At 67.0% G+C, this 11,353-nt stretch carries 8 protein-coding genes and 1 pseudogene; 5 read left to right on the forward strand and 4 right to left on the reverse strand.

Annotation, left to right across the window (positions count from 1 at the left end):
* Window positions 1–14 precede the first annotated feature (14 nt).
* Window positions 15–503, reverse strand: coding sequence for a GNAT family N-acetyltransferase (locus A6A05_RS15515; protein WP_068503234.1), 489 nt, complete (start codon window positions 501–503; stop codon window positions 15–17).
* Window positions 500–1,678, reverse strand: a complete 1,179-nt coding sequence (locus A6A05_RS15520) for an MFS transporter (protein ID WP_068503236.1) — start codon at window positions 1,676–1,678, stop codon at window positions 500–502. The genes A6A05_RS15515 and A6A05_RS15520 overlap by 4 nt, the downstream gene beginning before the upstream one ends.
* Before the next feature lie 93 nt (window positions 1,679–1,771).
* Between A6A05_RS15520 and mobB the strand changes: the two genes are divergently transcribed.
* Both mobB and A6A05_RS15530 read left to right on the forward strand, forming a co-directional pair.
* Window positions 1,772–2,284, forward strand: a complete 513-nt coding sequence (gene mobB, locus A6A05_RS15525; RefSeq protein WP_068503239.1) for a molybdopterin-guanine dinucleotide biosynthesis protein B — start codon at window positions 1,772–1,774, stop codon at window positions 2,282–2,284.
* A 285-nt stretch (window positions 2,285–2,569) separates the two neighbouring features.
* Entirely contained in the window at window positions 2,570–3,202 is a 633-nt protein-coding gene (locus tag A6A05_RS15530; protein WP_068503243.1) for a LuxR C-terminal-related transcriptional regulator, read from the forward strand.
* A gap of 370 nt (window positions 3,203–3,572) precedes the next feature.
* Here the strand turns inward: A6A05_RS15530 and A6A05_RS15535 are convergent, their stop codons facing one another.
* Window positions 3,573–6,482, reverse strand: coding sequence for a ribonuclease E/G (locus A6A05_RS15535; protein ID WP_068503245.1), 2,910 nt, complete (start codon window positions 6,480–6,482; stop codon window positions 3,573–3,575).
* Between the two features lie 532 nt (window positions 6,483–7,014).
* Here A6A05_RS15535 and A6A05_RS15540 point away from each other — a divergent pair.
* The 3 genes from A6A05_RS15540 (at window position 7,015) to A6A05_RS15550 (ending at window position 11,220) form a co-directional block, all read left to right on the forward strand.
* Window positions 7,015–8,586: an N-acetylmuramoyl-L-alanine amidase family protein gene (locus tag A6A05_RS15540; protein ID WP_068503248.1), complete on the forward strand. Its 1,572-nt coding sequence runs from the start codon at window positions 7,015–7,017 to the stop codon at window positions 8,584–8,586.
* Window positions 8,587–8,710: 124 nt separating this feature from the next.
* Window positions 8,711–9,124: a hypothetical protein gene (locus tag A6A05_RS15545; protein WP_156521093.1), complete on the forward strand. Its 414-nt coding sequence runs from the start codon at window positions 8,711–8,713 to the stop codon at window positions 9,122–9,124.
* Window positions 9,125–9,201: 77 nt separating this feature from the next.
* A complete protein-coding gene (locus A6A05_RS15550; protein WP_082911009.1) occupies window positions 9,202–11,220 on the forward strand; it encodes a TonB-dependent copper receptor in 2,019 nt (672 codons plus the stop codon).
* Window positions 11,221–11,242: 22 nt separating this feature from the next.
* Here the strand turns inward: A6A05_RS15550 and A6A05_RS20990 are convergent.
* A pseudogene (locus tag A6A05_RS20990) lies at window positions 11,243–11,353 on the reverse strand (IS5/IS1182 family transposase); the annotation flags it as partial.

The following is an 11,353-nucleotide window of genomic DNA, read 5'->3' on the forward strand; positions in this document are numbered from 1 at the left end:
TCCATGGCGCGGCCCTATTTTCTTGTCTCGGCCAATCGCGCCAGCGCCGGGCCGTCCAGGCGCCACGGGCGCCAATCCTCGAGCGGGCCGAACCCCAGCGCGCCATAGAAATCCTGCGCCGTCCGGTTCCACGTCAGGACGTTGACATCCATCCGGCAGCAGCCGCGCGCCATGGCCAGGCGCGCAGCTTCGGCCAGCAGCTTGCGTCCGACCGCGCGGCCGCGCATGTCGGCCTCGACGAACAGGTCATGGACCATCAGGGTCGGCTGCCCGGCCCAGCTGGAATAGGACTCCAGCAGCACCACGCCGCCGCAAGCACGGCCGCTTGCTTCGGCCAGCAGCACGGTGAAAAGGGGCCGCTCGCCGAAGCCGTCGCGGCGGACCGTTTCCTCGGTCAGGGCCGGCGCCGTGGCGGCCTGTTCGAACGCCGCCAGCCGGTGGATCAGGGCGACGATGGTGCCGGCATCCTTGATGGTGGCGGGGCGGATGGTGATGTCGGTCATCGCCGCATCGCCAGCAACAGGCCGGTGCCGATCAGGGCCGGCACCGCCGACACCGCATAGGTCAGAAGATAGCTGCCCAGCCAGCCATGCAGCGCGGCGAAGACCGGCGGGCCGAACAGCACGCCGCCATAGGTGAAGAACAAGGATGCGCCGGTGACGCGCGGGATTTGCGATGGCGGGGCCGAATGGGCCAGCTCGGCCAGATAGATGCCGTTCCAGCCCAGCGCGGCGGCGCCGAACGGCACCAGCAGGCCATAGACCAGGGCGGTCGGCCAATCGGGCGAGGCGAACCCGGTGACGATGGCTAGTAACGCGGTGGCGGCGCCCAGCCCGATCAGGGTGGGGATACCGCCGAACACCCGGTCGGCCAGGGTGCCCAGGCTGATGCGGCCGACGACGCCCGCCACCTGCAGCGCCGACAGCAGCATGCCGGCCTGGACCAGGCTCCAATGCAGGTCGGTCACCAGCATGGTGACCATGAAGGTCGAGACCGACAATTGCACGGCGGCATAGGCGAAGCCGGTCAAGGACAGCGAGCGCAGGCGGGGCGTGCGCCAGATCAACCCCAGCCCGTCGAGCGGGCGCGACGTCAGGCCCGCCTTGGGGTCGCGGTCGCCGTCCCAGGCGGCGCGGCTTAAGCCCAACAGGGCGACCAGGCCCGCGCACAGCAGGCCGATCAGGATCATCGCTGCCGGCCAGCCGAAGGCCAGGGCCACCGGCGGCGCGATCAACCCGGCCAGGGTGCCGCCCAGCGGCACCCCGGTCTGTTTGATGGAAAACACCAGATTGCGATGGGCCGGATCGGTGGTGCGGGCCAACAGGTGCGAGGCGGCCGGGTTGGTCATGCCGTAACCCAGCCCGATCAGACCGGCCCCGGCCAGCACCAGGGCGATATGGCCCAGGGCGGTGCACACCGCGCCGACCGCCACCAGGGTCAGGGCGATCTGGGTGGCCCGCGTCGCGCCCAGGCGCCGCACCGCATCGCCGCCCATCAGCGAGGTGAGCATGGCACAGCCATAGGCCAGGCTGACCCACCAGCCGATGCGTGATGCCGCCAGGCCAAGGTCGCGGGCGATTTCCGGCGCCATCGCCGCCGGCGACAGCATGGCCAGCGACACCAGCGATTGGGCGGCGGTCATCGCCAGCAGGACGGGGACATAGGGCGCAATGGTCATGCCTGTTCATGCGCCACCTGGGCGGCTTGGGTCAACAGCCGCGCGTACGGGGCGGGGTTGCGCGCGGCGTGAGGCGGGCTTAGGCTTTCGGCCATGAAGATCTTCGGCATCGCCGGCTGGAGCGGCTGCGGCAAGACCACCCTGGTCACCCGGTTGATCCCGCTGCTGACGGCTCGCGGTGTGCGGGTCGGCACGCTCAAACATTCGCATCACGACATCCGCCTGGGCGATTCCGAACAGGCGGCGCTGCTGGCAGCCGGCGCTGTCCAGTCCCTGGCGGCAGGGCCGGAACGCTTCGCCCTGGTCACCGAACATCACGGCCACCCCGAGCCGCCGCTGGCCGAACTGGTCGAGCGCTTCGCCGGCACCGATCTGCTGCTGGTCGAGGGCTTCAAGTTCTCGAACCACCCCAAGCTCGAGGTGTGGGACCCCGGTCTCGGCAAGCCGTTGCTGGCGGCTGGCGATGCATCGATCCTTGCCGTCGCCTGCGACCAGTCCCTTGACCATTTTTCCGGCCCGGTCTTTCCACGCGACGCAGTAGACGCCATATGTCAGTGGGTCCTTGATTTCTGCAGCATCAAGATGGACCGCGGCGTTATTGAGTAAATGATATCAAATTTCGCTTTCAACCATTTCCGAACAGCAATAGCGGCTCGGTCAGGTCTGGCGCTCGTTCAGATGCCGTAATCTGCGGGGCAGGAAATCATTTGATTCTACCCCTTCGTATGGGGGCGCCTTAGATACCATGGTATAGATGGCGACATGGCCTCGTCTTCATCTCTTCAATGCTTGGCGAAAGTTGCGTTGCCAGATTTAGCTGGCTGTGCTTTAAATTCATGAAGAAAGTTGCGGGACGCGGTTATCCGTCTCGAATTCGGGGGCTGTCAGGGCATGAAGGTACTTCTCGCAGACGATCACGCGCTGTTTCGCGACGGAGTCCGGCTGGTGCTGGAAAACCTGGTCGATGATCCGCTCGAGATCATCGAAGCGGCCGATTTCACTCAAGCCATCGCCGCCGTCAAGTTAGACCCGTCCATTGATGTCGGGCTGGTCGATCTGAACATGCCGGGAAGCGAGGGGGCCAACGGGATCGACGGGCTGCGCCGCGCCGCGCCGAATCTGCATCTGGTGGTGGTGTCGGGGTCGTCGGACCCGCGCGATGTCCGCCGGGCCTTCGATGCCGGTGCTCAGGGCTATATCGCCAAGGCATCGTCCAGCAAGTCGATGGTCGAGGGCATCCGTTCGGTTCTGTCGGGTGAAACCTATCTCAGCCCCGGCATTGACGCGGCCAGTCTGGCCGCTGCCGCGCCTAGCGCTCAACCGGGCCGGACCAAGGCCGGGCTGACGCCGCGTCAGCGCGACGTGCTGGCGATGGTCAGCCAGGGCAAGAGCAACAAGGAAATCGCGCGCGACCTCAATCTGGCGGAGATCACCGTCAAGCTGCACGTCACCGCCATCCTGCGGGCCTTGGGGGTGGAGAACCGCACCCAGGCCGCCATCCTGGCCGGCAAGATCGAATACTGAGCGGCTGGCGGGGGCCGCTTACGCCCGCGATTCCAGTCTGTCTGAGTTTGGTGGGATCGGATTTCCCTTTCGCCCACCCATGGGCTTGACCCAGTACTGCCCGGCGTAATTTTCGCGGGACCATCCACACCCCTCGTCGTCATGGCCGGGCTCGACCCGGCCATCCATGCGCATCCGCATAACGCGCTGTTTCCATTCGATTTTGTTCGGCGCCACATGGATGCCCGTGTCAAGCACGGGCATGACGGAGTGTGGGGCGATGGCGTCGTGTCCCTTCCGGGCTCTATGCTCTGGGCCTGACCGCCCCCCCAAAAGAAACCCCCGCCAGGTTGCCCCGGCGGGGGTTCTTGTTTACGGCTTGGCCACGATCCTAGGACAGCAGCTTGTTCCACCAGCCGCGCCGGGCCGGCATGGCCGGGGCGGGGGCCACCTCCTCGGCGGCGGCAGGAGCCGCCGGAGCGGGCTCCGGCTCTGCGACCGGCTCGGGTTGGACCACGGCAGGTGCCGCCTGCTCGACCACCGGCTCGGCGACCACCTCGGGGGTGGGCGCCGGTTCGGGTTCGGCGGTGACCGGCTCGGCCTCCGACGCCTTGGGCTTGCGGGCGCGCTTCGGCGCGGCGGCAGGCTCGGCGCCGTCATCGGCCGCCTTCTTGGCACGGCTGGGCTTGGCGGCCTTTTCCGGCTTGGCCTCGGCCTTGGCGCGGCTGCGCTTGGGCTTCTCGACCGTCGGCTCGGATTCGTCGCCACCCTTGGCCTTGGCCGGGGCGCGGACGCGCTTGGCCTTGGCCTGGGCCTCGGCGGCGGCTTCCGCCACCGGTTCGGAGGCGGCGATCGCTTCGGCCTCGGGCTGGGGCTCGGCCGCCCTGGCGGTGCGCGCCTCGACTTCGGCCAGGGCCATCGCCTCGGCCCGCTCGAACACGTCGGCGACGGCGTCGGGGTTGGACATCAGGGCCATGCCGGGCACGCCGGGGGCCTTGATGGGGGCAGGAGCCCGCGGCGGAGCCGACTGACGGGCAGGGGCGGGCGCCCGGGCCGGAGCCTGGTCGTTGGCGGCGGCTTCGCCGTCGCCTTCACCATCGCTATCGCCTTCACCTTCGGCGGTGCTGCGCGGGGCTTCTTCGTTACCGGCCTCGTCGCGGCCACGGCGGCGGCGGCGGCCGCCACGGCGACCACGGCGACGCTTGCGGCGTTCGCTTTCGCTTTCGCCTTCGACATCGCCGGCTTCGGCGTTGGCGCCCTCGGCGGATTCCTCGCCTTCGGACTCTTCCTCGTCGCCTTCGGACTCGCCTTCGTCACCGTCGGCCTGGGCCTGCTGGTCGCCATTCTGGTCCGGTCCACCCGGGCGGCGCTTGCGGCGACGACGGCGGCGACGCTTGCGGTTGCCGTCGGCCCCGGCCTCGCCATCCTCGGCGCCCCGGGCTTCGGTTTCGTTCTCGGTCTCGGCCTCGGTCTCGGCCTCGGTCTCGGGGGATTCCTCGGATTCGTCATCCTCGTCCTCGGCCTGCTCGTCGGCGATTTCCGCCTCCGAGGCCGATTCCATGGTCACGGCCGCGGCCGGGCGCAGCAATTCCTCGGGACGGCCCTCGGCCTTGACCCGCTCCATGCGCAGGTTCGGCGCGATCAGTTCGTCGTCACCCAGCAGGTAGACGCGCAGCAGATAACGTTCCTCGATGGCGGCCAGGGCGTCGCGCTTCTGGTTCAGGATGTAAAGCGCGATCTGCGAGGGCACGTAGACGGTGACCTCGGACGAGCGGCGGCGGATGCCCTCTTCCTCGATGGCGCGCAGCACATGCACGGCGGCCGATTCGACCGAGCGGATCAGGCCGGTGCCGGCGCAATGCGGGCACGGCGTGAAGGCGGTTTCCTGCAAGCTGGGGCGCAGGCGCTGGCGCGACAGTTCCAGCAGGCCGAAGGCGCTGATCTTGCCGACCTGGATGCGGGCGCGGTCGTTCTTCAGGGCTTCCTTCAGACGGCGCTCGACCGAGTGGTTGTTGCGGTTCTCCTCCATGTCGATGAAATCGATCACGATGAGACCGGCCAAGTCGCGCAGGCGAAGCTGGCGAGAGATTTCGTCGGCGGCTTCCAGGTTGGTCTTGACCGCAGTCTCTTCGATGTGGCGTTCGCGCGTGGCGCGGCCCGAATTGACGTCGATGGCGACCAGCGCCTCGGTCTGGCTGATGACGATGTAGCCGCCCGACTTCAACTGCACCACCGGCGAATGCATGGCATCCAGCTGGCTGTCCACCTGATAGCGGTGGAACAACGGCATGGTCGGGTCCTTGTAGGGCTGGACCTTCTTGGCATGGCTGGGGGTCAGCATGCGCATATAGTCCTTGGCCAGGCGATAGCCCTCGTCGCCCTCGACCAACACCTCGTCGATATCGCGGGCGTAAAGGTCGCGGATCGAGCGCTTGATCAGGCTGGCTTCCTCATAGACGCTGGCCGGCGCGCTGGACTTCAAGGTCAGCTCGCGCACCTGATCCCAGGCGCGCAGCAGATATTCGTAATCGCGCTTGATCTCGGCCTTCGAGCGTTCCGAACCGGCGGTGCGCACGATCACCGCCATACCCTCGGGACAATCCAGCTCGCTGGCGATGGCCTTCAGTCGGCGGCGGTCGTTGGCGTTGATGATCTTGCGCGACACCCCGCCACCGCGCGCGGTGTTGGGCATCAGCACGCAATAGCGACCGGCCAGCGACAGATAGGTGGTCAGAGCGGCGCCCTTGTTGCCGCGCTCTTCCTTGACCACCTGTACCAGCATGATCTGGCGGCGCTTGATGACTTCCTGGATCTTGTAATTGCGCAGCAGGCGGGCGCGGCGGCGCTCGAGCTCTTGTTCGGCGGCATCGTCGCCGCCCACCACCTCGACCGGGGTCGGCTTGGCGTTGTCGTCGCCCTGGGCGCCGTCCTCGCCTTGACCTTGGCCGTCCTCGCCGCCTTCGGCCTGAGCCTCGGGGGCGTGGTCGTGGTCGCTGTTATTGTCCTTCAGGACCTCGGCCTTCTGGGCGGCCAACAGGGCCTGGCGGTCGGCCACCGGAATCTGGAAATAATCCGGGTGGATTTCCGAGAAGGCCAGGAAACCATGGCGGTTGCCGCCGTAATCGACGAACGCCGCTTGCAGCGACGGCTCGACCCGGACGATCTTGGCGAGATAGATGTTGCCTTTGATTTGGCGCTTAGTGCTGGTCTCGACGTCCAGTTCTTCCAGACGGGTACCATTCACCACGACAACCCGGGTCTCTTCCGGGTGCGTGGCGTCGATGAGCATACGCTTGACCATTAATCCTGTGTCTCCGTGGCGCCGCACGCGGCCGGTCTGGCGAGGCGATTGCCTGCCCGGCGGACAAACCGATCATGTGCGGAGATTGTTGCTGAACGAAGCCGGCGGCGCCTGCGGGCCATTGCATGATCATTTCGCAAGATGCGCTCATGTGCAGGAACCTGATGTCACGGGCGTCGCGCCCGGCCTCGAAATTGGTCGTGGACAAAAAACCGCGGACAACAGGCAGCGACGCTCGGGGCCTGGATCGGCGGACGACGAATAACGTCGATCTGGCGCCTTCAGGCCTCACCCGCCGCTCGTCCCGAATGGGGGGACGCTCTGCCCGCGGGGTTAATGACAGCAAAATAGCTGTTACACGGCGATTTCACAACGGCCTTGTTGTGGGCGTCATTTTTTAGTCGATTGTTGCAAAAAAGTCGCATGTGGCAGAAGAGTCATGGGAATCAATGCGTTTTTCGTTGAGGCTGAGTCATTGGGTGCGCTAAAGCTGTTAACGCTCGCTCAAGACATGTTCGCGACAATGTGAGGCATGGTGATCAGGACCATTCGTCGATTTGCCGCAAGGGCACTGGTGCTGGTGGTGGCCGTTCTGGCCGCCCAGCCGGCGTTCGCGCGCAATTCGGTGTCCGGCCTGCGTCTGGGCGCCCATCCCGACGGCATCACCCGCTTCGTGATGGATCTGGGCGACAATATGGATTTCTCGGTGATGACCGCCACCGCGCCCAACCGGGTGGTGGTCAGCACGCCCGGCCTGGCCTGGGGCGTGCCGCCGCACCGTCCGACCGGCGCCGTGCGCTCCGTGCGTTACGAGGATGTCGGCGGGCAGGGGCGCATCCTCGTCGATCTCAAGGATCCGGCGCTGGTGAAGTCGGCCTTCGTCATGGCCCCGCGCGACGGGCTGGGCTGGCGCTTCGTGATGGACCTGCAGCAGACCAACCAGGCCAGCTTCGCCTCGTCGGCCAACGCCTTCAGGCCGCTGCCCAAGATCGAGGGGGCCAGGGTCAGCGAGCCCGCGCCCGCACCCGAAGGGGTGCCGCAGGCGCGTGCCATCGTCGTCTATTCGCCCGAGGTGCGGCCGCCGGCCGCACCTGCCCCGGCCCCCGTTCCCGTTCAGCCGGCGGTGACGGCCGAGCCGGTGCCGGTGGCCAAGGTCCAGGCGGCGCCGCTGCCGCCGCCCGAGCCCAAGCCCGAACCCAAGCCGCAGCCGGTAGCCGCGCAACCGATCGCCCCGCCGCCTTCCAAGGCCGCCAAGGCCGGTAGCCCGATGCTGTCGGCGCCGGTGCCGCCGCCCTTGGAGCGCCCGGCCGGCGAGCCTTCGCCGGTCAAGCAGGCGGCCATACAGGCGCCGCCGCCGCCGCCGCCGCCGCCGTCGATGTCCGAGCCCGAGCCGCGTAGCCGGCCGACCAATGCCACTCCGGTGGTGGTGATCGATCCCGGCCATGGCGGCGTCGATCCCGGCGCCACCGGCGTTTCGGGCATCTACGAGAAGTACATCACCATGGCGGTGGCCCGCGAATTGAAAGCGACGCTGGAAAAGGGCGGCCGCTACAAGGTCCACCTGACCCGCGACCGCGACGTCTTCATCCGCCTGCGCGACCGCATCGCCATCGCCCGCCAATTGGGGGCCGACCTGTTCATCTCGCTGCATGCCGATTCGGTGGCCAACCCGGCGCTCAAGGGTTTGTCGGTCTACACCCTGTCGCAGACGGCGTCGGACACCGAGGCCCAGGCCCTGGCCGACAAGGAAAACAAGGCCGATTTGATCGCCGGTATCGATCTCAGCCACGAATCGGCCGACGTCGCCAACATCCTGATCGACCTGGCCCAGCGCGAGACCATGAATCGTTCGGCGGTGTTCGCCGGCGGCGTCGTCGACGAGGTCGGGCGCGAGACCGTGTTGCTGGGCAACACCCACCGCTTCGCCGGCTTCGCCGTGCTGAAGGCGCCGGACGTGCCGTCGGTGCTGGTGGAACTGGGTTATCTGTCCAACGAAGCCGAAGAGCGCAACCTGCGCCAACCCGAATATCGCTCGAAGCTGACCCGCGCCGTCGCCCGCTCGATCGACCGTTTCTTCCTGCAGGGCCAGAAGGCCAAGCGCTAAAGCACGTTCCGATCTGACCGCGCAGATTGGAACGTGCGCCAAACCCGGCACGGGCCGTATAGACAAAGCCTAGGGCAGGGGGCCGAATTGACAAGGCCTGATCCCTGGGGCAATGATCCGGCCCATGCCGACGATTGCCGCCACGCCATCGCTGCCCCTCCCTGACCTGTCGCACCGGTTGCGGCGGCGCGTCTGCGCTTGGCTTGCCCTGGCGCTGATGGCCGTCAACCTTGTCGCCGGTTTCGGGCTGCAGGCGGCTCCGCCGCCGGTCGGCCTGGGCGATCAGGTGATCTGTACCGCCGGCGGCATCGTCGTCTTGCACGAAGACGGCGAGACCGGCACGGCCACCGCCAGCGGCGACGGTTTCTGTCTTTACTGCCTGCCGCTGTTCCACAGCAATGGACCGGTGGCGCAAGCCTTCGGCACCGACGGGTTCCGTCACGCTGCCCTCGCTTCGTCGATGCCGATCGACGTGGCGCCGCTTCGCCCGGCCCGGCCGCGTTCCGTCGCGGTCCCCCGCGCCCCTCCGCACGTCTGATCTTCCCTTCGACCGAATGATTTCGCGCGGACCGCCTGCGGTCCGTGCCCGACTGCGTTGTTTTCAGGAGATCAGACGTGAATATATCCGTTCGTATCAGGCGGGCCCGGCTGTGGTCGGGCGCCGCCCTGGCCGCCTTGCTGGCCGCCGCCGGCCCCGCCCAGGCCGAGGAACAAGCCGCCGCTTCCTCGACCTTGGACCAGGTGATCGTCACCGCGCCTCGCATGGAGGAGCCGATGGTGATCGTGACCGACCCGCGCAATCCGCGCACGCCGATCCCGCCGGCCGACGGCGCCGGCTATTTGAAAAGCATCCCCGGCTTCAACGTCGTCCGCCAGGGCGCGGTCGATGGCGACCCGGTCCTGCGCGGGCAGGGCGGCTCGCGCCTTGAGCTGTTGCTGGATGGCGCGCCGTTGCTGGGCGGTTGCCCCAACCGCATGGACCCGCCGACCTCGTACGTCTTCCCGAATTCGTTCGACAAACTGACGGTGTTGAAGGGGCCGCAAAGCGTGGTGCATGGCGGCAGCGCGCTGGGCACGGTGTTGGTCGAGCGCGAAGCGCCGCGCTTCACCGATTGGGGCATCCGCGGCAATGCCAGCGCCTTGTACGGCAGCTTCGACCGCAACGACGAGATGGTCGATGCCCAGGCCGGGGCGTCGCAGGGCTTCGTGCGGGCGATCGCCACCCATTCGTCGTCGGACAATTACAAGGACGGCAACGGATCGGTTCTGCATAGCCATTACTGGCGTCATTCCGGTACCGCCTCGGTGGGCTGGACACCGGACAAGGACACCTTGCTCCAGATCACCGCCGACAAGAGCCAGGGCCAGGCCGCCATGCCCGGCAAGATGATGGACGCCACCAAGCTGGACCGCGAAGGCCTGAATATCCAGGCCAGCCGCTCGAACATTTCCCCGTTGGTGGCCAAGATCAAGGCGCAGCTGTTCCACAATTACGTCGATCACGTGATGGATACCTTCTCGCTGCGCTTCAACAATGCCGGCAACACCATGAGCGCCGCCTCGCAGGTCGATCACCTGATGGAGGGCGTCAAGGGCTCGGTCGAACTGACCCCAACCGCCGCGACCAAGGTGACGGTCGGGGCCGACTACACCCATGACCAGCACAGTTCGCGCTCGCTTAATAACAGCGAATATCGGTCCGGGCTGGACATCGACACCAAGGCGCGGGTCAAGGATCTGGAACTCGACACCTATTCCGCCTTCGGCGAGGTCCAGCACGAACTGACCGGGTCCAGCCGCCTGGCCGGCGGCTTGCGCGTCACCCGGGTCGAGGCGACCCGGAACAACTTTCAGCCCAATCTGACCAACGACCGCACGCTTACCTCGGCCTTCGGCCGCTACGAGCACGATGTCGATCTGGGCCTGCCGGTGACGCTTTTCGGCAATCTGGGGCATGTCGAGCGCGCCCCCGATTATTGGGAGCGCCAGAAGGTCACCGCCAACGACACCACCTTCCGGCTGGACACCGAGAAGACCGAGCAGTTGGACCTGGGCGGCCTGTTCAAGTCCGGTCCGTGGAGCGGCTCGGCCACCGCCTTCTACGCCACCACCCGCGACTACATCCTGGTCTCGGCGGCCAACGCCAAGAACGTCCACGCCCGCCGGATGGGCGGCGAGGGTGAAATCGCCTACCGCGTCACGCCGTCATGGTCGGTCGAGGCCACCACGGCCTATACCTGGGGGCATAATTCCACCCACGACATGCCCCTGGCGCAGACGCCGCCGCTGGATAGCTCGGCGGCCATCAAGTACGACGACGGCACCTTGCTGGGCGGCCTGCACCTGCGGGCGGTGTCGGCGCAGACCCGCGTCGATCGCGGCTGGGGCAACATCATGAGCACCGACATCGACGAGACCGCCGGTTTCGCCGTTCTGTCGGCCAATATCGGCTGGCGTCCGATCGACGCCATGACCGTCACCGGCGGGGTCGACAACATCTTCGACAAGACCTATGCCGAACATATCAGCAAGACCGGTTCCTGGTCCGGCGGCGACCTGTCGATGTACAACGACAATGTTCGCGTCAACGAACCGGGGCGGACCTTCTGGATGCGCGGTTCCCTGAAGTTTTAGAGTCCGTCCGCGAAGTTCCCTATTATTTCCTGTGCCTTGCGATTCTGCGCAGCATGAGGCGGATCATGGCCAGGCGCAGGAACGCCAGCGCCATTCTGGCGAGGTTCTCGAAGTCCTTGGCGAGGCGTCGGCA

Source organism: Magnetospirillum moscoviense (assembly GCF_001650635.1).
Taxonomy (GTDB): domain Bacteria; phylum Pseudomonadota; class Alphaproteobacteria; order Rhodospirillales; family Magnetospirillaceae; genus Magnetospirillum; species Magnetospirillum moscoviense.